The sequence below is a fragment of the Thalassotalea ganghwensis genome, assembly GCF_053485795.1.
Genome location: NZ_JBQRUM010000002.1, coordinates 295,207 through 318,527, shown reverse-complemented (window position 1 = coordinate 318,527; position 23,321 = coordinate 295,207). Strand labels below are relative to the sequence as shown.

Genomic DNA, 23,321 nt, shown 5'->3' with positions numbered 1-23,321 from the left:
TCACAATTTTTATTAGAAAATCAATCGCAGCAAATTCACATCTAGCTATCGTGTTGAGAAAGCTTTTTTAAGGCTTTTTTTTCTGCACGTCTACGTTTAAAAAAACTGGAAAGCATTTCGCTGCACTCTGCTGCTAAGACGCCACTTTCTGCAAATACTTGGTGGTTAAGCTTTTCATGCGTCGTTAAATTGAAAATGCTATCGATACTGCCTGTTTTTTCATCTTTAGCACCGTATACCACCCGTTTAATTCTGCTATGAACGAGCAGGCCAGCGCACATAGGGCAGGGCTCCAATGTGACATACAGGGTGCAGTCGATCAAACGATAATTATTAACATGAGCACCGGCTTGGCGAATAGCAAGCATTTCAGCATGGGCCGAGGGATCGTTTAATGTGATAGATTGATTAAACCCTTCACCAATAATGATATTGTCTTTTACCACGACAGCCCCTACAGGAATTTCTCCTTGTTGCTCAGCAAGTTTGGCAAGCGCTATCGCTCTTGCCATATAGTGCTGATCTAACTGTTCTTGTCTAACGTGATCATTCATCTAGAAACATACCCAATAAATCATTTAAATAACGATGACCTAATGTTGTCACAGACCAGCGCTCTTGGTCGTTGGCAAGCAAACCTTTTTGTTTGGCTTGTGCTAACGTCGCAGCGATAACCTCCTGCTCTAAACCGGTAAACTGTTCAAACTGAATTAATGTAAACGTTTGTCTTAAGCGCAAGACGTTCATCATATATTCAAAAGCAAGTTCTTGTTGCTCTACTTCTAGCAGTTGATCGAGTGCTGGGCGCAAAGGTTCTAAATATCCTTTTGGATGCTTTACTTTAACGGTGCGATAAATTTTATTTTCACCTGGGATGGTTATCTTTCCGTGAGCACCACATCCTATTCCCAAGTAATCACCAAATTGCCAGTAATTGAGATTATGTTGGCATTGTTTACCGGGTTTACTGTAGGCCGATATCTCATATTGTTGGTAACCAGCTTGTGCCAGTAACTGTGCCCCTTGCTCTTGAATGTCCCATAAGGTTTCATCTTCAGGGAGTTTAGGTGGTTTACTGTAAAACGCAGTATTGGGTTCAATCGTCAATTGATACCAAGAAATATGATCAGGTGCTAAGGCAATAGCGGTGCGAATATCGTCCAATGCATGATCAAGTGTTTGATTAGGCAGCCCATGCATTAGATCGAGGTTAAAGCTTTTTATACCCGCTTGTTTAGCATAATCTGCCGCCGTTTTGGCTTGCTCGCTATCGTGAATTCGGCCAAGTTTGATCAGTTTATCAGATGAAAAACTCTGCACACCGATGGATAAGCGAGTAACTCCCGCTTGCGCAAAACCTTTGAACTTTTCGGCTTCTACAGTACCTGGATTGGCTTCCAAGGTTACTTCGAGATCATCGTTGTAGGTAAAACGAGTAAAAACTTGCGCCAATATTGACTTTATCGCGTTGGCTGAAAATAAACTGGGTGTTCCACCGCCGATAAAAATGCTATGAAGAGGACGGTTTTTTAGCTGAAACCGCTCGATATCGTCATCAAGGTCTTTGATCAATTCGCGAATATAGTCTTGCTCGGGTAATACCCCATTGTTGAGATCTTTTGAAAAGTTATGAGAATTAAAATCACAATAGGGGCACTTTTGCACGCACCAAGGTATATGGATATATAGTGATAAGGGCGGAGCGACAAGTTGTTTCATTATAAAGACTTACTGATATGTTCAACTAATAAAGCAAGCGCTTTTCCGCGATGACTGAGTTTATTCTTAATGGCTCTAGGTAGTTGGGCTGACGTCATTTGCTCAGCTTCGACCCAAAAAAGCGGATCATAACCAAAACCTTGCTCACCTTTTAACTCAGTTAGCAGTTCTCCTTCCCAGACACCATGACAGATAACGGGAATAGGATCTTGATAGTGGCGCATATAAACTAAAACACAATGAAACCGAGCTGAACGATTGTCGATGCCGCGCATTGCTTCAAGTAGTTTTTGGTTATTTTTGTTGTCATCAGCATTTTGGCCTGCATATCGCGCTGAATATATACCAGGAGCACCATTAAGTGCGTCTACTTCAAGCCCTGAATCGTCGGCAATCGCTGGTAATCCACTAATTTTTGATGCGTGTCTTGCTTTAATAATGGCATTTTCGACAAAAGTGGTGCCGGTTTCTGCAACATCGCTCACATTAAAGTCACTTTGTGGTTTGATGGCTATTTGGTGCTTAGCAAGCAACTCACTTAACTCTTTTACTTTACCTTGATTACCAGTAGCGAGTACTATTGTCGTCATAAATTATTTTCCAAAATTACCAGCCGAATTAGGCGCGCATCATACCCTAATATCAGTCAAAGAGGGAGCCTCTAACTGATTTTTTACGTTAAGGAACACCATGTCGTTAAAGGATAGCCTGTTAGGCGTTTTAATCATTTTTATTTGGGGATTTAATTTCACGGTTATCGCATGGGGCGTAACGGATATTCCTCCGTTGCTTTTGGGAGCATTGCGTTTTTTAACCATCGCCCTAGTTGGGTCGTTGTTTATTCGTAAACCCTTGATCCCATGGCGTTGGATGGCATTGTATGCATTAACCCTCTGTTTTGGGCAGTTTGCTTTTTTATTTAGTGCAATGGCTTTTGGTATGCCAGCAGGCCTAGCGTCTTTAGTTTTGCAATCTCAAGCTATTTTCACCATTTTATTTTCAGCTTTGATGCTAAAAGAGGTCATTAAAGCGCCACAATTGATAGCGATGATGGTTGCCGGAGCCGGGTTAGCGGTAATAGGTTATTCTCAAACTAACTCGTCAATGACATTAATAGGATTTGTCTTTACCATTTGTGCCGCTATTAGTTGGGCGACAGGAAACGTCATAAATCGAAAAATCAATCAGCAAGGGTATCAAGCGAATATCGGCTTAGTGGTTTGGTCGTCTTGGGTGGCATTTATACCATTTTTATTGGCTAGCGTTATTATAGAAACGCCAGCAGGCATATTAAGTGCATTAAGCAATATCACCACAAGTGCAATTGCTGTGGTGATGTATTTGGCATTTGCTGCATCTATTCTAGCTTACAGTTTGTGGAGTTATTTATTACAACATTATCCGGCCGGACAAGTTGCACCATTAACGTTAGGGGTTCCCGTTGTTGGGTTAATGTCTGCGGCATTTTTCCTTAATGAAAGTCTTAATGGAATGCAGGTGTATGGTGGGCTGTTAGTCATGTTTGGCTTGCTAATAAACAGTATGTCTGGTCGCTATACTCGTATATTTAACTGGTTCCGAAAACATAAAGCCGCTAGTGAATTATAGCGGCTTACTCTTATGCGTCGTTGGTATTTCTATTCAGTATAAAACTTTTGCGAGAACTTTAATTGTTGAGTTTCATTACCATCGTTAATGGTTAAATCGAAGACTATCGTCTCCTGATCTCGATAATTTACTTGGGCGAGATAGTAAATGGCATCACCTTCTTTTACTTCTGTAAAAGATAAGTTTTTACGCTGACCTGCTAAGTTTTTTGCTGAACCTGTAATAGAGACAGTTTTCGCCGGTAAGCCCGCTTTTGTATTGTCCAAAACTGAGATGTTAACCAAGCCATTGTACTTACTTCTTTCGATATTATAGGCTTTAGCAATTTCAGGGGTTAAAAATGTTGCACCAATGGCCATATAGTGAACATTCATACCACCAAGCTTTTGCATATTCTCTGCATGTGAACTTGATATTGATAATAACAGCAAGCTAAAGCTCAATAATAGTTTCGCGAATAAACGTACCATGATTTTCTCCTTATTTGCTTGCTAACTTATAGCACTCGCCAATATGGGATAGCGCCAGAAAGCAAGATGTTGATAACATTTAGCAATAGAAATGCAATCAGTACTGATAAATCTAACCCACCGATACTTGGCACTATACGGCGAATTGGTGCTAAAAATGGTTCGGTAAGTTGATGTAAAATAATTTGTGTCGGGTTATAGCCTTGTACGACCCAACTCATAATTGCCATCACAAGCATTAAGATGAATAGCAAAAAGCCAACCTGCTTAATAGCAAATAGCACTCCAAAATATAAAGCACCTAACGGATCGAATGGTCCACCATTTATCATCGGAATAACAATAAACTTGGCCATAGATACTAAAATAACCAGTAATATTGTTGCCATATCAAGGCCAGCAAAGCCAGGTACAACTCTTCTTACTGGCACAACCATTGGATTGGTGACTTTAACGATAAACTGGCTCAAAGGGTTATAGAAATCTGCTTTGACTAACTGTAACCATACACGTAGGATTAAAATCCATACGATGGTATCAAATATAAATCTGAATAAATAATTAATGGCTTCCATTAACAGCTCCAATTAGGACATACCTTGTTTAATTATGGTAAGCGTAACAGAAATTGTTTGAAGAGTTGAGGTACTTATCGTTTTTTTGAAACCTTTTTTGTCAGAAATTTTTACAGATTATTTTCACTGACTTATCGTAACGTCACAAAAAGCGACACAACCTTTTGTGACGTTGATAAGCTAGCGCTAAGAAGCCATTTCTTTTGCTCTTAGTATGGCCGCATCCATCGCATCATAAACTAATTGTTCTAGCCCTCCATCGATAAAGGTATTGAGTGCTGCTTGCGTGGTGCCGCCTTTAGAGGTGACATTTTCTCTTAGTTGGCTAATCGATAGATCATTTTGAATCACCATCTGCGCCGCGCCTAAAGCGGTTTGTTGAACCATTTCTCGGCTTTCCTGCTCACTGTAACCAAGCATTTTGGCTTTGTTTTGCATTGCTTCCATAAAGAGAAAGAAGTAGGCGGGTGCAGAGCCAGCAATAGCGATAATATGTTCAATTTCTTGCTCGGTTTTAAGCCACTTTACAATCCCTACCGTTTGCATAAGTTGCTCAGTGGTCTCTTTTTGCTTCTCAGTCACTTGCGCTGAAGCATATAAACCACTAACTCCTAGCCCCAATTGTGAAGGAGTGTTTGGCATCGTCCTGATAACTGGACATTGACACGCAAGGGCTGTTTGCATAGCGTTTATTGAACAACCGACGGCTACCGAAATAAAACACTTATTTTTTACGTCAACTTCAGTGGCTATTTCACGACATACATCTTCGATAAAATGTGGTTTAACTCCAAGCACTACATAATCTGCAAATTTCGCTGCTTCGACATTAGACGACGTATGAGCAATACCAAGCTTTGCCGATAACGCTTCTCTTTTCGGCGCTGAAGGGTTCGATACAATAACGTCACTTGCTTGAAAGCCTTTGGCGATCAAACCTGAAATAATTGCGCTGTTCATATTGCCAGCACCAATAAATGCTATTTTGGGCATAGATCCTCTTGTTGTGTTAAATCAGATAAACATTCAGTTTAGAGCGTGTTGACCTTTCGAGGTTATTTTTTCAGCTATTGATGAGGCTTTAATACCAAGCAGCGCTGACGTAATGTCGTTTTGCCACATGAGCCAGCGATAACGAAGCAGAAATATCGTGAAAGCTGTCTTTTGGATTCGCTTAACTGCATTTTACTCGTTGTTACTTGCTCTGCGTGCCGAATAACAATGCGTATCACAAGTGCCGTGATAAAAATGCATAAAACCCAAACAAAATTTAACTGCGAAATGTCAACACGCTTTAGGTTAACATATTTGAGTTGATAATGCTGCCCCACACCGTTTAACTTCTCGTACCAAATATCGCTGTACCAATACGTACCATGGTTGAACCAAATAGAATGGCTTCATTCATGTCTCCCGACATTCCCATGGATAGGGTGTCAACACTCGGATATTTTTGCTTGAGTTGATTAAACTCACGTTCTAGTTTTTTGAAGCTTTCTTTTGGATTGCCTATTTCGGGAATGGCCATTAAACCACGCAAGATTAAGTGCTCAGCGGAATTCACTTGTTCAGCTAACTCAGCTATTTCAGCTAAAGCGCAACCTGATTTTGATGTTTCTGCGCTAATATTCACTTGTAAACAAACGTTTAGCGGGGTAAGGTGAGAAGACCTTTGTTCATCTAAACGAGTGATAACTTTGGCTCTATCAACACTTTGTACCCAATCAAAATGCTCAGCAATAAGCTTGGTTTTGTTTGATTGAATGGGACCAATGTAATGCCAAACTGCATCGCGCAAATGTGTCAACTTCGAAATTTTTTCAATCGCTTCTTGAATATAGTTTTCACCAAAGTGGCGTTGACCTATATGATAAGCTTGTTCAATCATTTCAATAGGTTTGGTTTTACTTACCGCCAGCAAAGTAACTTGCTCCGGCGCTCGTTTAGCTTGTTGACAAGCATGTTCTATTTGCAGATTAACCGCTGCAATATTATCTTTAATACACATCATAAAATAATTATAGGCTTCCTGCGCCTCGCTGGGACTCTATTTAATCAAAGAGGTTTTTATGGATATTACCGAATTACTCGCCTTTAGCGTAGACAATAATGCATCAGATTTACATTTATCTACTGGCACACCACCGTCTATTCGTGTTGATGGTGATGTTAGAAAATTAAACATTCCAGCGTTTGATGCAAAAGATGTCAATGCGTTGGTCTATGATATTATGAATGATAGGCAACGAAAAGAGTATGAAGAGAATATGGAAGTCGATTTCTCTTTTGAAGTGCCTAATTTAGCTCGATTCAGGGTAAACGCCTTTAACCAAAATCGAGGGCCTTCAGCGGTATTTCGTACAATCCCTAGTAAAGTACTTTCTCTTGAAGACTTAGGCTGTCCGGAGATTTTCCGTGAAATATCCGATAACCCTAGAGGATTAGTGTTGGTTACCGGGCCAACGGGTTCTGGTAAATCAACGACATTGGCAGCGATGGTTGATTACATTAATAAAAACAAGTATCACCATATTTTGACCATCGAAGATCCGATCGAGTTCGTCCATGAGAATTACTCATGCCTAATTAACCAACGTGAAGTTCACCGAGATACATTAAGCTTTAACAATGCCTTGCGTTCAGCATTGCGTGAAGACCCTGATGTAATCCTTGTTGGTGAGATGCGTGACTTGGAAACGATACGTTTAGCAATGACCGCGGCAGAAACGGGTCATTTGGTCTTTGGTACTTTACATACCACTTCAGCCCCTAAAACCATTGACCGTATTATTGACGTATTCCCAGCCGAAGAAAAATCGATGGTTCGGTCGATGTTGTCTGAATCTTTGCGAGCCGTTATCTCACAAACGCTGGTTAAAAAAGTCGGCGGTGGTCGTGTCGCTGCCCATGAAATCATGATCGGTGTACCCGCTATTCGTAACTTAATTCGTGAAGATAAGATTGCGCAAATGTATTCTGCTATCCAAACAGGGATGCAACATGGTATGCAAACAATGGATCAATGTTTACAAAACTTGGTGAATCGTGGCTTGATTTCTCGTCAAGATGCGATGGAAAAAGCTGCTGATAAAAATCAGTTTAAAAGTTTTTAGTCATTGATCTAAGAGAGGTTTACGATGAAATTTCATACCTTACTAGAGCGGATGGTCAAAGACGAAGCATCCGATATGTTCGTGACGGCTAAATTGCCAGTTAGCGCCAAAATCAATGGCGAATTGCAAGCTATCGACGATGAAGTGTTAACACCAGAAGCTGCTTTAGGCCTAGTTCATGATGCCATGAATGATAAACAGAAAAAGCAGTTTGACGAAGAAAAAGAATGTAACTTTGCAATATCAATCGATGGTATCGGCCGTTTCCGTGTCTCTGCGTTTTGGCAACGCGATATGGCCGGTATGGTTATTCGTCGAATTGTCACTGACATTCCTGACGCAGATGTGCTTGGGCTGCCTAGTGTGCTGAAAGATGTTGTTATGTCCAAGCGTGGCTTAGTGCTGTTTGTGGGTGGTACAGGTACAGGTAAATCAACGTCAATGGCAGCATTGATCGGTTATCGTAATAAAAATTCTCGAGGTCATATCTTGACGATAGAAGATCCAGTGGAATTTGTTCATGAGCATGGCAAGTCAATGATCACGCAACGTGAAGTTGGTTTAGATACTGAATCTTTTGACGCTGCGCTGAAAAGTTCGCTTCGCCAAGCACCTGACGTTATCTTGATTGGTGAGATCCGCTCTCAAGAAATCATGGAGCATGCATTAAGTTTTGCTGAAACCGGACATTTATGTATTGCAACCTTACATGCTAACAATGCTAACCAAGCGATTGATCGCATTATGCATCTAGTACCGGCAGAGCAACACGGTAAATTACTGTTTGATTTAGCATTGAATTTGCGCGGTATTATTGCTCAACAACTGGTACCAACCACAGATGGCAATGGTCGTGTTGCTGCCATTGAAATATTACTTAACTCACCTTACATTTCTGAGCTGATTAAGAAAGGTGATGTCGGCAGTATTAAAGAAGTGATGGAAAAATCAACCGATCAAGGTATGCAGACTTTTGATCAGGCGTTATTTAACCTTTATCAACGTGGCTTAATTAATTACGCGGATGCATTACATCATGCTGATTCGCCTAATGACTTACGTCTAATGATTAAACTTCGTAGCAATGAACAAGGTGGCTCCGGTTCACTCGCGGGTGTAACTATTGATGGTCTAGAGCCAAACGAATAACCGCTTATTGTTTAACGGGTAGTTATGATTAAAACGTGTAGAGTACGATGTTGCTTTACACGTTTTTTAATGACTAATCCAAAGTAAGGGGGGGATTAGGGCGAGTTGATCTTTAGCGGTTATTGTTGTAGCAGAAAAGCATTAGAAATTCAGTCTTTTGGATTCGTTTAACTGCATTTACACTGTGTTAATTGCTCTGTGGGCAGAATCACTATGCGTATCACGAGTGCCGCAATTAAAACGCAGTTCATTCGAACAAAATCTCACCGTACAAGATTAACATACCCGAGTAAAACCATTTAAAAGTCAGGAGCGCAATTGAAGGTGATCGGCTTTTGAGTTCTTGGGTGAATAATGGTCAGTTGCTCTGCATGTAAGTGCAGTCGTCGCTCTGCCTTCCCATAAAGATCATCACCAACAATTGGTGCGTTTAATCCTTGAGGATGGGCGCAATGAACTCTTAATTGGTGTGTCCTACCTGTTTTAGGGTAAAGGTAAAGCCTGCTTTGACTTTCTGTACTACTGATCAACTGCCAGTCGGTGCTTGCCGGTTTACCTTGTTCAAAACAGACCAATTGACGAGGTCGATCATAAAGATCGCCGCGTAATGGTAATTCAATCGTGCCACTTTGCTGGTCAATACACTGAGTTATCACCGCAACGTAGCGTTTTTTTACTTCTCGACGAATAAATTGTTGGTGTATTCGTTTGTGCGCTGTTGGATTTAGGGTAAAAAGCAATAAACCTGATGTTGACATATCGAGGCGATGAACCACCATAGGTCCGCTTGCATGAGGGTAGAGCGCCTTTACACGTTGAAATGCGCTATCTTTAATATATTTACCCGGCACTGACAGTAACTCGCTAGGTTTGTTGATGACGACGATGTCTTGATCAGAATAAATGACCTCTAACGACAGGTTAGCTGTGTTAATTTGCTGCAGTGGATTTTCTTCGACCTCAAGTCCATTGAGCATATGCATTAGAATTGGCTGGCATTTTCCCATACATGCTGGATAGAAATTACCATGCTGTCTTATTGCCGATTTAGGTGATTTCCCCCACCAGAATTCAGCAAAGGCCAAAGGTTTAAGCTGATATTGAAAAGCATATTGCAATAGTTTTGGTGCTGCGCACTCGCCTGTTCCCGCGGGGGGAGGGTGAGCAGCCGCACTAAAAAGTTGGTTGATGCTTTTTGTTTCCAACTGCGTATTAAGAAATTGATACTGTTCAAAAATGCGTGTTTGAAGTTCACTCGATAAGAAGAGACGTTGTTGTTTAAGTGATTCAATCGTTGATAATTTTTGTGATAAATCCTGTGCTAAGTTATCAATCTCCATCTGCCAGTAATTTTTAAGGTGTTTTAGTTTTACTTTATAAGCAACACTTTCCTTAGCTAAAAGCCCTAGTTGCTCTTGGTAATTTGCCGGCTTTGATTGCTCTAGCTGTGAGCGTTTGCTTTGGCGAGCTAACTTTGCTTTTTTCGCTATGTCATTAAATTGCTGAAGAGCCTTGTCTGCATTTGATTTTAACCGCGAGAGTTTGCCTTCAGCTATTGAGATATCTTTAGATTGCTTAAGTGCTGTAATTTGCTGGTTAAGCTCATTAATTCGTTGATTTTGTTGTTGATAAACACTTTCTTTAGCCAGTAAGTCATAAATTGGTGGGACAAACCTGCCGATGTGATTGCTGTCAGCTAACTTACCAGAAAATGCGCTAAGGTAACCGATTTCACCTGTGCTATTTTGCACTAATAAAACACCAAACATTTTACCAATGGCTTCTGGGCTATCATTATCGGTTAGACCAAAATCATGACGCCACTCTTGCTGAGTGGTCAAATAATCTTGGAGCTCTTTAGCAGCTAACGCAGTAAGTGGATGCGGTTGATAGTAATGGGGATAATTGAACTTTTTAGGCAGTTCAAAGCCAGTAATATCCTGTTTAAACGAGATGAAACACTTGGGGCCATTAGTTGTAACCGCGGTATCTTGGTTAAATGAGCTTGACATCATCAGGTTAGCTTCTCTAGTAATAACAGCCAAAGCGGTAAGGTGATCAGACTGGCTAGCGTTGATGCGACAATGGTGCCAGCAACGACGGCTTGTTGGCATTGTTGCATCTTCGCTATCAGATAAGCGTTTACCCCTGTTGGACAGGCGCTGATGATGACTAACGTCGTGGTGACCTCAACTGGTAACTCCAGAAAGTGATGACTTACCATTAAAATTAATAAAGGTAGCAATACCAGTTTTAGTATAGTTGCCAAACTGATATGCAAAGTTTGCTCTTTTATGCGATAAAAAGTTAACGAACTACCTAATAAAAATAACGCAAGCCCAATGGCTGGCGTACCAAGGTAACCAATGGCCGTGTCTACTGTTTTCGGCAGGTGTAAATCAAGTAGGTTGGCTATTAAACCAAGCGTAATACTGGCGACTAAAGGGTTTAATAAGGTTTGTTTTGCCAAGTTTTGGACTACACTGGTGTTCGTGCTTTGTGTAGGTGCTTTTATTGCGAGCAGACTCGTTAAGGTGAAAAGCAGCGCACTGTGAAAGGTAATAATTAAGAATACTAACCCCAGTGCTTGTTCATTGACGATTGCGATAACAATTGGAATACCAATAATTACCGTATTTGAGTAACTACTCCCTAACGCGAATACGCTTGCTTGCGCTAAATTAGTTTTACGAGGTTTGCTGATAACGTAATGTAGAGTTAAGGCGATAAAAAAACTTATCAATAATGGTAGATAAAATGCTAAAAAATAATCAATATCTACATTCCCTTGTAAATCAGCCTTAGACATCTTAGTAAATAGAAATAACGGGATCAATAAGGTGAAAGTTAATTTGCTGATGGCATCAATGTCGATTTTTGTGAGCCACTGTATTTTCGTTAGGAAATAGCCAAGAGCAGCAACTAAAGCTAATGGTAAAACAATGTCAATTAGATACATGGAAAGTGATCACTTAACTTGCGAGCTACTGGTATTGAGATTCGAAAAAGCTTTCAATAATGAGCGCAGCACTCATCGCATCAATATGATCTTTTTGCAGGTTTCTGTATCCACCTGAAGAAAACAGCTGAGCTTTGGCATCTGTTGTGGTCAGACGTTCATCTTGAAATATCACTTGCTTGGCAAATTTATTGGCTAAACGATTACCGAACTTTTTTGCATCTAAAGTTAGTTGTTGTTCGCTGCCATCCATATTAAGGGGCAAACCAACAACAAATAAATCAGGAAGCCATTCATTCACGTATTTTTCGATATCAGGCCATTGCGGAATACCATCTTTTGCTTTTACTGAACCAAGTGGACTGGCACTGCCAGTGAGCTCTTGTCCAATCGCTATACCGATATACTTTTTACCAAAATCAAATCCTAAAATGGTTCTTTGGCCGATATTGTGTGAAGATTTAGCCATTAAGCGTGGCCAACATCTGATGAGAGATGAGCAATATCAACACCTAACTGCTCAGCGGCTTTTTGCCAGCGTTTTTCAATTGGTGTATTAAAAATGATTTCGCTATCAGCAGGTGTGGTTAACCATGAGTTATCTTTAATCTCTTGCTCAAGCTGTCCAGGCCCCCATCCAGCATATCCTAATGCAACAATGTAATTGTCTGGTGCTTGATGTGTACCCAAGGCTAATAAGATATCTTTTGAGGTTGTGATCATGACATCTTTACTCAATGCAAGAGAGCTTCGCCAACCGTCTTGTGGGCTGTGTAAAACAAATCCTCGGTCTTGAGATACCGGTCCACCGGTTAAGACCAGTTGCTCGAGCTCAGGTTTTTTGATGCTAGCTTCATCTATCTGCGATAATAATTCGTTGAGTGTGACGTTAACGGGCAAATTAATAATAAGCCCCATCGCACCCTCATCATTGTGTTCACAAATGTACGTTACGGTGCGATCAAAAAAGGTATCACCCATACTCGGCATCGCAATAAGTAAATGATTTTCTAAACTTTCCACAATTACACCTTTACCTATCGATTTCAAAAACTTGTCACCCACATAGGCATTTATTTGCCTAAATATTCTTCGATGGCGTCCATAAGTTTACCACTGATATTTATTGGATATGCGGCCTCAATTTCACGAATACAAGTCGGACTGGTGACATTAATCTCCGTCACTTTATCGCCAATGATATCAAGACCAACAAAAATTAGACCGCGCTTTTTTAACTCAGGAGCAATGGTTTCAGCAATCATTTTATCCGTAGCAGATATTGGTCTTGCTTCACCACGGCCGCCAGCCGCTAGGTTACCACGTGTCTCACCTTTGGCAGGGATCCGAGCAAGGCAATAAGGCATTGCTTCTCCGTTGACAATCAGGACGCGTTTATCACCATTACTAATATCTGGAATAAACTCTTGAGCCATAGCGTAATGTTGTCCGTGATTTGTCAGTGTTTCTATTATAACACCAACGTTAGCGTCATTTTCTTTCAATCTAAAAATAGATGAGCCACCCATACCGTCCAACGGTTTTAAAATAATGTCTTTATTTTGTTGATAAAACTGACGAATCCGGCCAGCATCACGCGTGACTAATGTTTTTGGCGTTAGGTCAGCAAACCATGCGGTAAATAACTTTTCATTACAGTCGCGCAAACTTTGCGGCTTATTAACAATCAAAGTACCGGCTTGCTCAGCTCTTTCAAGCATATAAGTGGCATATATATATTCGGTATCAAAAGGTGGATCTTTACGCATTAACACCGCATCAAGGCTAGAGAGCTCTATATCTTCGGCTTCACCTAAATCATACCAATGATCTTGATCGTCATAGACTTTTACAGGGCGAACCTGAGCTCGACAGACACCTTGCTCTAAATAAAGATCACTCATCTCGATATAAAATATCTCGTAGCCTCGACTTTGTGCCTCAAGCATCATCGCCATCGAAGAATCTTTGGCAACTTTGACGGTTGAAATAGGGTCCATTACTACGCCGAGCTTGATTGTCATGTTATTTACTTCCTAATTTTTTTTAGCTAAGAGCTGAAAGCTCTATTATTTTATATCGCCAAAGCGACATTGTAATGCAGTTATTGCGGTTAATGCTGCTGTCTCTGTTCGTAAAATACGAGGCCCCAATAAAACGGGTTGATAATGTGCTTGTTCCGCCTGTGCTATTTCTTCATCGGTTAATCCACCTTCAGGGCCGATTAACAACCTTACACGATCATTTTCACTCGGAATCGACATTATCGAGTGTTCAGCTTTCGGATGTAGGTTTAATTTTAATGCTGACGTCGATTGACTAAGCCATTCTTCAAGCGATATTGGCTCTTTAACCTCTGGAACAAAGCATCGTCCACTTTGTTCACAAGCGCTGATGACAATTTTTTGCCATTGATCACGTTTCTTATTGAGCCGTTCTTGGTTTAACTTTACACCACAGCGATGCGTAAATAGTGGGGTTATGGAATTGACCCCTAATTCAACCGACTTTTGCAAGGTAAAGTCCATGCGGTCACCGCGAGAAATGCCTTGGCCCAAATGAATGTGAAGTGGTGATTCACTATTTTTAACGTCAAAACCGGTAATTAATGCTTGTGCATTTTTCTTTTGGACATTGACAAGGGTGGCTTGAAATTCACCCAGCTGACGCTGATGATTGTCGCCACTTGTTTCTAAACCATGATATGGCTGGCCATTGAACAAGGTAATGGCATCACCTTCTTGCAATCGTAATACTCTTATAATATGACCAAAGGCGTCATCGTCTAAAGTAATGGTTTGATTAACGGCAAGCGATTGATCTTGATAAATTCTTGGGTTGCGCATAACTCGCACTAAAACTGTTATATTGTCTATTGGCAAAGATAGGGGTGAGCGTCGTCTTTATCAAGCTTAACTTGTAATAAAGTGTGATAAATCGATAGCTAGCAGGTTAATAGTCGAAATAATTTAGGAAATGTTAGATAATGCGCGCCGCTGTTTCTTTACTGGGTAGTAAGGTTACAAAGAATAAGGCAGTCAATAAAGTTAGAGGTAGTAGATGCGATATGCATTAGGCGTTGAATATGATGGTAGCCAGTATTATGGTTGGCAACGACAAAAAAATGTCATTAGCGTGCAAGAAACGTTAGAAAAGGCATTATCCAAAATTGCCAATGAGCCTATTGAAGTCGTTTGCGCTGGCCGCACCGATACGGGGGTTAATGCGACTAATCAAATCATTCACTTTGATACCAATCAAAAACGTAAAGATGTTGCATGGACATTAGGGGTAAATACCAATTTGCCAGCAGATGTTGCTGTAACATGGGTAAAAGAGGTGAATGAAGATTTTCATGCCCGCTTTAGTGCGACAGCTAGGCGTTATCGCTATATCATTTACAATAATAACTTACGCTCAGCAATACTAAGTAAAGGCTTAAGTTTTTGTCATTACCCACTTGATGAAAAGTTGATGAATCAAGCCGCTCAATACCTTGTTGGCAAGCATGACTTTACCTCATTTCGCACCGTCCATTGCCAGTCGCACTCTCCAGTGCGAACGCTTTATCATTGCAATGTCACCCGCTATCGTGATTATTTGGTCTTAGATGTAAAAGGCAATGCTTTTTTACATCATATGGTTAGAAATATTGCGGGAAGTTTAATGCGAATTGGTCAAGGACTAGAGCCTGTAGAATGGATTCAAGAAGTTTTACACGCTAAAAACCGCTGTTTAGCAGGTATTACCGCACCAGCAGGCGGTTTATATTTTGTTGATGTTGATTATCCTGAGGAGTTTCAGTTACCGCAACGTCATTTAGGACCACTATTTTTAGATTAAACGTGGTTTTAGCTTTGTATGGTTGCGGATAACATAAACAGACCTTCGGGCCGTTAGGTTGTTAAAATGGTGCTCGTGGCTTGGCGATAGAATGCTGAGCTGTTAGGCTATTGTTATTTTTCAGTAATCGCATTAGAAAAATTGAGAAAACAGACCAGTTTTTTGTATTCAAAGTGCAATAAACTGTGGTCTAATTAGTGGTTATTCCTGATATTATTAATAATTTGTAGGTTGATAATGACGATTTGATGTTTTTATCAACGTTTTTTCGCGCAATAGGCAATAGATAGATTATGAGCTGGATAGAAAAGATTCTCCCAAAAGCAAAGACAACTCAACGTAGTAACATTCCTGAAGGGGTGTGGAGTAAGTGTAGTGCCTGTAATGCCGTTTTGTATAAGGCTGAATTAGAAAGACAAATGTCGGTGTGTCCTAAGTGTGACCATCATATGCGTATTAGTGCTCGTAAACGAGTTGAAGGCTTTCTTGATAATGGCGAACGTTTAGAGTTAGGGGCTGATTTAGAGCCGCAAGATATCCTTAAATTTAAAGACTCTAAACGCTATAAAGATAGAATCGCAGCTGCACAAAAAGCTACCGGTGAGAAAGACGCTCTCGTGGTAATGAAAGGCGAATTACATGGTATGCCTGTTGTTGTCGCAGCATTTGAGTTTGCTTTCTTAGGCGGTTCAATGGCCTCAGTAGTAGGTGAGCGTTTCGTTAAAGGCGCTGAATATTGTTTAGAGCATAATATACCGCTTATTTGCTTTTCAGCAAGCGGTGGAGCTCGCATGCAAGAAGCCTTATTTTCATTGATGCAAATGGCAAAAACCAGTGCGGCGCTCGCTAAAATGAGTGAAAAAGGCCTGCCTTATATCTCAGTATTAACTGACCCAACAATGGGCGGCGTTTCTGCTAGTTTGGCAATGCTGGGTGATGTCAATGTCGCAGAGCCTAAAGCGTTGATTGGCTTTGCGGGGCCTCGAGTCATTGAACAAACAGTGCGTGAGAAGTTACCGGAAGGCTTCCAACGCAGTGAGTTTTTATTAGAAAAAGGGGCGATTGATATGATTGTTGATCGTCGTCAAATGCGGGATACTTTAGCTCGACTTTTAGCCAAATTTACAGGGCAAGAGTTATCAGCATTTAATTAATCTTGTTAAAAATGAAAACACCATTTGATAGCCACTTAGGCGAGCATACGCTCGATGAGTGGCTTTATTATTTAGAGTCATTACATACCCAAGAAATTGATTTAGGTTTAGCCCGTATTGGCGAAGTAGCCAAGCGATTATCTATTGATTTGAGTTTTGCCAAAGTCGTCACCGTTGCTGGTACCAATGGCAAAGGGACAACTTGTGCCTTTATCGAACAAACTTTATTGACCTTGGGTGAGTCTGTAGCAGTCTATTCTTCGCCACATATAAACAAATTTAATGAACGACTTCGTATCAACGCGAGAGATATTGATGATCAGCCGATTATCGACGCCTTTAAAAAAATAGAGCGTGCCCGCGAGGAGATTAGCTTAAGTTATTATGAATACACGACTTTGGCAGCGTTTCTGGTTTTGATGGATATCAGACCCAACTTCATTATCTTAGAAGTCGGGTTAGGCGGACGTTTAGATGCCACCAATATTATTGATGCCGATATTGCCGTGATCACTACAGTAGATTTAGATCACCAAGCCTTTTTAGGCGATACCCGAGAGGCAATTGGCTTTGAAAAAGCCGGGATAATGCGAGCAAATCAGTTAGCCGTTATCGGCGAGGTTGTGGCTGCAAACAGTGTTATCGCTCATGCTGATTCTATTGGCGCGCAGATTAAGCAGCGCGAGCGAGACTTTAGTGTCACCCTTAGTGACGATGGTCGTTGGTGTTGGCAGTCGTCTCATCAATGTTTTAATCACTTGCCAAAACCATTTGTACCACTAGACAACGTTGCTACGGCAATCGAAGTACTATCCTTACTTTCATTAACGTTAACTGAGCAACTCATTAGTGACGTAATTAACAAAACCAAAGTACCTGGTCGTACAGAGTCTTTTAAGCAAGGCTGTGATATTGTGCTTGATGTTGGTCATAACCCATTAGCAGCAAGATATCTAAGAGATTATATCAGTGCATATCAGCATCGGCGTATTCTAGCGGTTGTTGGGATGTTAGCGGATAAAGATATTAAAAGTACATTAAATGAATTAGTCGATTGTGTTGATCATTGGTATATCGGCAGCTTAGATACTGCAAGAGGTGCAACGTCTGAGTACATAAGCCAGCAAATGCCACAATTAGCACCTTGCTCTAATTATTTTGACAATGTTGAAGATGCCTTTAAAATGGCACAAAAACAGGCGAAAGAAACGGATATTATCCTCGTTTTTGGGTCCTTTTATACTGTCGCTAAAATAAGAAAATTATTAGTTTAGGAGTTGGTTTGTCTACACCGTTTCAAAATCGATTAGTCGGAACCGTTATCGTGGCTGCTTTAGCGATTATTTTTTTGCCGGATATTCTGGATGGCGAAAAACAAACCTATCAGGAAGAGTTTGATAAAATTCCTTCTCCACCCAGTGCTAAGTTTTCTTCGTCAACACCAACATTCGATGAATCAAAACTGGTGAAGTTGGCAGATGAAGACGTCGTTGATGAGGCGGCGCTTGATGACGATGAAAATTATCGCAATGATGCTGATGCCGAGCAAGACGTTGGCTCGCTCAACGATAGTAATACCGAGCACGTTAGTGAGACACTGAAAGTTTCAGCGTTAGCCAAGGAGCAATTCATTGAGTCAAGCCCAGCCGATGACGATGTCATTGTTGAATCAGAAAAACAAACTTCACCGTCATTGCCTGAGAAAGCGGTAGTTGAAGAAGCGTGGGTGATTCAACTTGGTAGTTTTCGCCATCAGAAAAACGTTGATGACTTGTTAGCTAAATTAAAGGCAAATGGATATACCGCCTATAGTCGGCCTATTAAAACTCGCAAAGGAACCTTAACCAAGGTGTTTGTTGGACCAGAACTGATTAAATCGAGTTTGGAGAAAAAGATCCAACCTTTGAAAAAGTTAACCAACGTTGAAGGTAAAATTGCACGTTTTAGACCAACGAGTTAACAGCTAACAAACGAACTAAATGATAAAAAAGTTGGCTAATTAGGTTGCTGTTCTGGTAGAATGCGCGCCTCTAATCAATGAGAACGCTCGATTTATGATTTGGATAGACTATGCCATTTTGGCAGTCATCGCTATATCAACGCTGGTAAGTTTGGTGAGAGGCTTCGTTAAAGAGGCTGTTTCACTGGTGATCTGGATCAGTGCCTTTTTTATCGCGAGTACGTTCTACTTAGATCTTGCCCCTTTACTGACGAATATTTCCGAATCTTTGCTCAGAAATGCAGCAGCGGTTGCTATTTTATTTGTCGTCACCCTGATCTTAGGTGCATTAGTAAACTATATTATTAGTCAACTTGTGGCTAAAACTGGTTTGTCTGGCACGGATAGGGTTTTAGGTATTGTTTTTGGCGCCTTGCGTGGCGTGCTCATCACCAGTGCTATTTTATTTTTCCTTGATGCATTTACTCCTGCGTCTCAAAGTGCATGGTGGCAAGGTTCACAATTGATCCCAGAATTTACATTAATTATTGAGTGGTTTTTTGAGTATCTCAAACAATCATCAAGTTTTTTAAATAAAGCTTAGTTCGGCGGAGAATAACTTTATGTGTGGTATAGTTGGTATTGTTGGTAGAACACCAGTAGCTCAGGCGCTATATGATGGTTTAACGGTGCTTCAGCACCGAGGGCAGGATGCTGCAGGTATTGTCACCATTAACGAAAATACCTTCAGGTTGCGTAAAGCAAATGGCTTAGTAAAAGACGTATTTCATACGCGTCACATGCTAAGACTGCAAGGAAATATTGGTATAGGTCACATTCGTTACCCAACCGCTGGCACCTCGAGTTCTTCTGAAGCTCAACCCTTTTACGCGAATTCTCCTTTTGGTATTTCTTTGGCACATAATGGTAATTTAACCAATGCTGAAGAACTTAAGACTTGGCTGTTTAAAGAAGCGCGCCGTCATGTTAATACGACATCTGATTCAGAGTTATTGTTAAATATCCTCGGTCATGAATTACAACAAGTTGGTAGCATCGATTTAACGCCAGAAGATATTTTTGGTGCTATTGCAAAAACGCATCAACGTGTCCGTGGCGCCTATGCTGCTACCGCGTTAATTATCGGTCATGGTATGGTGGCATTTCGTGATCCTCATGGTATACGCCCATTGGTATTTGGTAAGCGTGAAACCGAAAAAGGCGTTGAATACATGATTGCGTCAGAGTCGGTTGCGCTTGATGCTAACGACTTTACCTTTGTTAGAGATGTCGCACCAGGTGAAGCGATTTTCTTTACAGAAGATGGTCAATTATACAGTAAGCAATGTGCCGAAAACCCTAAGTTTAATCCATGTATTTTTGAGTATGTTTATTTTGCTCGTCCAGATTCAACCATTGATAATATTTCAGTGTACGGTTCACGTATCGAAATGGGTAAAAAACTGGGTGAAAAAATTGCTAAAGAATGGGCAGATGAAGATATTGACGTGGTGATTCCGATCCCGGAAACGTCGTGTGATAGTGCACTTCAAATTGCGCAAACGCTAAACATCCCTTACCGCCAAGGGTTTGTTAAAAATCGCTACATCGGCCGTACCTTTATTATGCCAGGTCAAGAAGAGCGTAAAAAGTCAGTACGTAGAAAACTTAACGCGATTAATGCTGAATTTGCCGGTAAAAATGTTTTGTTGGTCGATGATTCTATTGTGCGTGGTACAACATCAGAGCAAATCATTGAAATGGCACGCAATGCTGGCGCTAAGAAAGTGTATTTTGCTTCGGCAGCACCAGAAATAAGATTCCCTAACGTTTACGGCATTGACATGCCAAGCGCCAATGAGTTGATAGCCCATGGCCGAGAGCTTGATGATATTTGCCAGTTAATTGGTGCAGATAAGTTAATTTATCAGTCAATTGAAGATTTAAAAGCTGCGGTCTCGGTTGCTAACCCAAGTATTACAGACTTTGAAATATCGGTATTTAATGGTCAATATATCACTAAAGACATTGACCAAGGTTATTTAGAGAAGCTTGATGCAGCTCGTAATAACGAAAGTAAAGAAAATACGGATAAAAATGCTGACTCTATTATTGATATGCATAACGAAGGTGCATAGCAAGCACCGATGATTGAAATAAAAAAACCGAGTTTATAGACTCGGTTTTTTGTTTTTAGTTTTCCAAACCATCAGTTTAACTATCCGGTATTGCGCATTCCTGTTGCAATGCCAGTCATACTCACCATCAGTAACTGTTCACAAATGGGGTGCTCTGGTTGTTTTCTTAAGCGCTTTAAGGCTTCTATTTGTAGTAAATGCAAAGGTAATAAATAAGGCTGTCTTAGTTGGAATGACGCTAAATTCCATTGATCACCTTGCAAGCTTTCGGTTTGTTTGAGTAAATGTAAAACCGTTTGCTTATCCTTTGCCAATTGAGCTCTTAACTCATTACCTAATGGTTGCAATTGCGGCTCAACTAAGCTTTCATCATATAGTTTGGCGATGTTGCTGTTGGACTTTAAATATACCATTTCTGTTAACGATACTCGGGCTTTAAAATAAGGCCAATTGTTAAGCATGTCTTCGATGACACTTTCATATTCATCAATGACTTCATTTATTGCCTGACCAAAGCCTAACCAACTTGGCACAACGAGGCGGTTTTGACTCCAAGCAAAAATCCACGGGATTGCACGCAGCGATTCAATGCCGCCATCAGATTTGCGCTTGCTTGGTCTTGAACCAAGCGGAAGAGAAGAGAGTTCTTGCTCTGGTGTTGCTTGGCGAAAATAACGAACAAAATCTTCTTTGTCACAAACATAGCCTCGATATATTTCACAGCTGCGCTTGGCCATTTTATCCATCAGCTGTCGCCAATCTTCTTTAGGTGCTGGTTGTGGCTTGATCAAACTCGCTAAAATCGCACTGGCGTATAAATGAAGACTTCTGACCGCTAAACTTGGTAAACCAAATTTAAAACGAATGGTTTCCCCTTGCTCAGTAACGCGCAGGCCGCCTTCTAAAGTGCCAGGTGGTTGTGATGCTATTGCTGCATGCGCTGGACCACCGCCACGGCCAATAGTGCCGCCACGGCCATGAAATAACTTTAAGGTAATACCATGTTTTTTAGCGGTTGCGACCAAGGCTTCTTGTGCTTGATATTGTGCCCATGCGGCTGCTAGCACTCCAGCATCTTTAGCTGAATCGCTATAGCCAATCATGACATGTTGAGCGCCAAGGCTGCGCTGCGCATATTCCTGATCAGCTAGTAACGTATCAATAACACTGGCTGCATTATTTAAATCATCTAACGTTTCAAATAGCGGTGCTATTGGCATTTCCCAGCTAACACCCGTTGCCTTCATTAATAAGTTTACTGCGAGTACATCACTTTGATGGCTGGCCATAGAAATAACATAGATACCGAGAACTTCTTTCGGTTGGTCGGCAATAAAGCGGAAGGTGTCTAACACTTCTTGCGTTTGCGCTGACCACTCAACGTTGGGTAGTAGCGGGCGCTTGTTCTTCAACTCTTGTTGTAAAAATTGGACGCGTTTGGCTTCTGACCATGAAAGGTAATCACCCAATTCTAATGCGTTAACAATTTCTGCAATAGCTTGGTCATGAAATTCACTGTGTTGACGAACATCAAGTTTCACTAATGAAATGCCAAAGCAATGCACTTTACGGATCACATCCATTAATAGCGAATTTGCTGATTTGCTCAGACCAACCGAAAGTAAGCTTTCACGGCATTGGTAAAGCGGGGTAAGTAATTCATCTGGATGAGCAATGATCCCAGAAGTTTGACCGTCTTTGAGCTCGCTGATCGTATGCTCGAGCTTGTCAGTTGTTTGCTTAATGAGATTACGATACGGGCCGATATTTTCAACGTCTTGTTGTAATAGGTTATCGGTTGCTTGGTGCATTGATAACTCTAAATATAATTGTTTAAAGTCATCTAGGTACAATTCTGCTGCCAGCAATCGCGCTTGAATAATCGCTTGACGACTAAGGTTTGCAGTGACAAACGGGTTACCATCTCTATCGCCAGCCATCCAACTGGCCATCGTAATTGGCCGAGCATCCAAGGGTAGCGGTTTATCTGCTAGCTCTTGGCATAACTCATCTAGTTCTCGAACGAATTTGGGGACCGCTTGCCACAAGCTATTACTAATGGCATTTAATCCCCATCGAGATTCATCAAGGGGGGTTGGGCGTTGTTGCCTTATTTCGTTGGTATTCCAAGCTTGTTCAATAAGTTCTTCAATTCTGCTATTTAGCGCTGGCCCGGTTTGCTCCAGTTGCTCTGCAATTTCATGATATTTGTGAATAAAAGTACGACGATTAACTTCGGTAGGGTGAGCCGTTAATACTAATTCGATATGAAGCTTACTAATCGCGTCGAGAAATTTGTCGCTGCTGACATCGGTTATTTTTTCTTTAAGGCTTTGCAGTGGATGTGGTAAATCCAACTCAGCTAGTCCTTGCTCACTGGTGGTGTGCTGTTGCTCAGCAACATTAGCTAAGTTTAAAAATTGACTGAAAGCGCGCGCATAGATCAGTAGTTCTATTTCATCACACTGCTGGAACATACTTTTTAATTCGTCTACTGCATGAGGTTCATTGGCAACGCCATCTTTAGCCAGAAGTCGCACATGCTCAACTTTGTCTAACCAACGTTGATCTGATTGATTAGCAATGGTTTTACCGAGTACTGTACCTAATGCGCGAATATTTTGAGAAATAGTCTCAAGCATGAATCACCTTTT

General features: G+C 41.0%; 23 protein-coding genes. 9 read left to right on the top strand and 14 right to left on the bottom strand.

Annotated features, from left to right (window positions below):
* Positions 1 to 41: 41 nt before the first annotated feature.
* The 3 genes from tadA to ACSLUH_RS03370 are packed head-to-tail and all read right to left on the bottom strand — an operon-like array spanning position 42 to position 2,309.
* Positions 42 to 554, bottom strand: a complete 513-nt coding sequence (tadA, locus tag ACSLUH_RS03380) for a tRNA adenosine(34) deaminase TadA (protein ID WP_448564584.1) — start codon at positions 552 to 554, stop codon at positions 42 to 44.
* A complete protein-coding gene (gene hemW, locus ACSLUH_RS03375) occupies positions 547 to 1,719 on the bottom strand; it encodes a radical SAM family heme chaperone HemW (protein WP_448564582.1) in 1,173 nt (390 codons plus the stop codon). Before hemW ends, tadA begins: the two co-directional genes overlap by 8 nt.
* Entirely contained in the window at positions 1,719 to 2,309 is a 591-nt protein-coding gene (locus ACSLUH_RS03370; protein WP_448564580.1) for an XTP/dITP diphosphatase, read from the bottom strand. The genes hemW and ACSLUH_RS03370 overlap by 1 nt, the downstream gene beginning before the upstream one ends.
* A 100-nt stretch (positions 2,310 to 2,409) precedes the next feature.
* Between ACSLUH_RS03370 and ACSLUH_RS03365 the strand changes: the two genes are divergently transcribed.
* A complete protein-coding gene (locus ACSLUH_RS03365) occupies positions 2,410 to 3,327 on the top strand; it encodes an EamA family transporter (RefSeq protein ID WP_448564578.1) in 918 nt (305 codons plus the stop codon).
* A 29-nt stretch (positions 3,328 to 3,356) separates the two neighbouring features.
* Here the strand turns inward: ACSLUH_RS03365 and ACSLUH_RS03360 are convergent, their stop codons facing one another.
* The 4 genes from ACSLUH_RS03360 to ACSLUH_RS03345 form a co-directional block, all read right to left on the bottom strand.
* Positions 3,357 to 3,797: a DUF4426 domain-containing protein gene (locus ACSLUH_RS03360; RefSeq protein WP_448564576.1), complete on the bottom strand. Its 441-nt coding sequence runs from the start codon at positions 3,795 to 3,797 to the stop codon at positions 3,357 to 3,359.
* A gap of 26 nt (positions 3,798 to 3,823) precedes the next feature.
* Positions 3,824 to 4,372, bottom strand: a complete 549-nt coding sequence (locus tag ACSLUH_RS03355; protein WP_448564574.1) for a YggT family protein — start codon at positions 4,370 to 4,372, stop codon at positions 3,824 to 3,826.
* Positions 4,373 to 4,558: 186 nt separating this feature from the next.
* A complete protein-coding gene (gene proC / locus ACSLUH_RS03350) occupies positions 4,559 to 5,365 on the bottom strand; it encodes a pyrroline-5-carboxylate reductase (RefSeq protein ID WP_448564572.1) in 807 nt (268 codons plus the stop codon).
* A gap of 343 nt (positions 5,366 to 5,708) precedes the next feature.
* On the bottom strand, positions 5,709 to 6,383 hold the full coding sequence (locus ACSLUH_RS03345) for a YggS family pyridoxal phosphate-dependent enzyme (RefSeq protein ID WP_448564570.1): 675 nt from the start codon (positions 6,381 to 6,383) through the stop codon (positions 5,709 to 5,711).
* Positions 6,384 to 6,441: 58 nt separating this feature from the next.
* On the opposite strand from ACSLUH_RS03345, the gene ACSLUH_RS03340 reads away from it, so the two are divergent.
* Both ACSLUH_RS03340 and ACSLUH_RS03335 read left to right on the top strand, forming a co-directional pair.
* The gene (locus tag ACSLUH_RS03340; RefSeq protein ID WP_448564568.1) at positions 6,442 to 7,485 is read left to right on the top strand and encodes a type IV pilus twitching motility protein PilT; all 1,044 of its coding nucleotides are present in this window, start codon (positions 6,442 to 6,444) and stop codon (positions 7,483 to 7,485) included.
* Between the two features lie 24 nt (positions 7,486 to 7,509).
* Positions 7,510 to 8,634: a PilT/PilU family type 4a pilus ATPase gene (locus ACSLUH_RS03335; RefSeq protein ID WP_448564566.1), complete on the top strand. Its 1,125-nt coding sequence runs from the start codon at positions 7,510 to 7,512 to the stop codon at positions 8,632 to 8,634.
* 299 nt (positions 8,635 to 8,933) lie between these two features.
* Here the strand turns inward: ACSLUH_RS03335 and ACSLUH_RS03330 are convergent, their stop codons facing one another.
* Genes ACSLUH_RS03330 through rsmE form a run of 6 tightly spaced genes read right to left on the bottom strand, consistent with a single transcriptional unit; the run spans position 8,934 to position 14,439 of the window.
* Complete coding sequence (locus tag ACSLUH_RS03330; protein WP_448564684.1) at positions 8,934 to 10,646, bottom strand: RluA family pseudouridine synthase; 1,713 nt, start codon at positions 10,644 to 10,646, stop codon at positions 8,934 to 8,936.
* Between the two features lie 2 nt (positions 10,647 to 10,648).
* On the bottom strand, positions 10,649 to 11,593 hold the full coding sequence (locus tag ACSLUH_RS03325; RefSeq protein ID WP_448564564.1) for an AEC family transporter: 945 nt from the start codon (positions 11,591 to 11,593) through the stop codon (positions 10,649 to 10,651).
* Between the two features lie 25 nt (positions 11,594 to 11,618).
* A complete protein-coding gene (gene ruvX, locus ACSLUH_RS03320) occupies positions 11,619 to 12,062 on the bottom strand; it encodes a Holliday junction resolvase RuvX (protein WP_448564562.1) in 444 nt (147 codons plus the stop codon).
* On the bottom strand, positions 12,062 to 12,616 hold the full coding sequence (locus ACSLUH_RS03315; protein WP_448564560.1) for a YqgE/AlgH family protein: 555 nt from the start codon (positions 12,614 to 12,616) through the stop codon (positions 12,062 to 12,064). The genes ruvX and ACSLUH_RS03315 overlap by 1 nt, the downstream gene beginning before the upstream one ends.
* A gap of 50 nt (positions 12,617 to 12,666) precedes the next feature.
* Positions 12,667 to 13,617 carry a glutathione synthase gene (gshB, locus tag ACSLUH_RS03310; RefSeq protein ID WP_448564558.1) on the bottom strand — a complete coding sequence of 317 codons (951 nt, stop codon included), beginning with the start codon at positions 13,615 to 13,617 and terminating at the stop codon, positions 12,667 to 12,669.
* 45 nt (positions 13,618 to 13,662) lie between these two features.
* Positions 13,663 to 14,439, bottom strand: a complete 777-nt coding sequence (gene rsmE / locus ACSLUH_RS03305) for a 16S rRNA (uracil(1498)-N(3))-methyltransferase (RefSeq protein WP_448564556.1) — start codon at positions 14,437 to 14,439, stop codon at positions 13,663 to 13,665.
* A gap of 214 nt (positions 14,440 to 14,653) precedes the next feature.
* Here rsmE and truA point away from each other — a divergent pair, with 214 nt between their 5' ends.
* The 6 genes from truA (at position 14,654) to purF (ending at position 20,667) form a co-directional block, all read left to right on the top strand.
* Positions 14,654 to 15,436, top strand: a complete 783-nt coding sequence (gene truA / locus ACSLUH_RS03300) for a tRNA pseudouridine(38-40) synthase TruA (RefSeq protein ID WP_448564554.1) — start codon at positions 14,654 to 14,656, stop codon at positions 15,434 to 15,436.
* Between the two features lie 293 nt (positions 15,437 to 15,729).
* Positions 15,730 to 16,590, top strand: a complete 861-nt coding sequence (gene accD, locus ACSLUH_RS03295; protein ID WP_448564552.1) for an acetyl-CoA carboxylase, carboxyltransferase subunit beta — start codon at positions 15,730 to 15,732, stop codon at positions 16,588 to 16,590.
* Positions 16,591 to 16,601: 11 nt separating this feature from the next.
* On the top strand, positions 16,602 to 17,864 hold the full coding sequence (folC, locus tag ACSLUH_RS03290) for a bifunctional tetrahydrofolate synthase/dihydrofolate synthase (protein ID WP_448564550.1): 1,263 nt from the start codon (positions 16,602 to 16,604) through the stop codon (positions 17,862 to 17,864).
* A gap of 8 nt (positions 17,865 to 17,872) precedes the next feature.
* Positions 17,873 to 18,550 (top strand): SPOR domain-containing protein, encoded by a 678-nt coding sequence (locus tag ACSLUH_RS03285; RefSeq protein ID WP_448564548.1) that lies wholly within the window; start codon positions 17,873 to 17,875, stop codon positions 18,548 to 18,550.
* Between the two features lie 94 nt (positions 18,551 to 18,644).
* On the top strand, positions 18,645 to 19,133 hold the full coding sequence (locus tag ACSLUH_RS03280) for a CvpA family protein (protein ID WP_448564546.1): 489 nt from the start codon (positions 18,645 to 18,647) through the stop codon (positions 19,131 to 19,133).
* A gap of 19 nt (positions 19,134 to 19,152) precedes the next feature.
* Entirely contained in the window at positions 19,153 to 20,667 is a 1,515-nt protein-coding gene (gene purF, locus ACSLUH_RS03275) for an amidophosphoribosyltransferase (RefSeq protein WP_448564544.1), read from the top strand.
* 80 nt (positions 20,668 to 20,747) lie between these two features.
* On the opposite strand, the gene ppc is transcribed toward purF, so the two are convergent.
* Positions 20,748 to 23,309: a phosphoenolpyruvate carboxylase gene (ppc, locus tag ACSLUH_RS03270; protein ID WP_448564542.1), complete on the bottom strand. Its 2,562-nt coding sequence runs from the start codon at positions 23,307 to 23,309 to the stop codon at positions 20,748 to 20,750.
* Between the last annotated feature and the right edge of the window lie 12 nt (positions 23,310 to 23,321).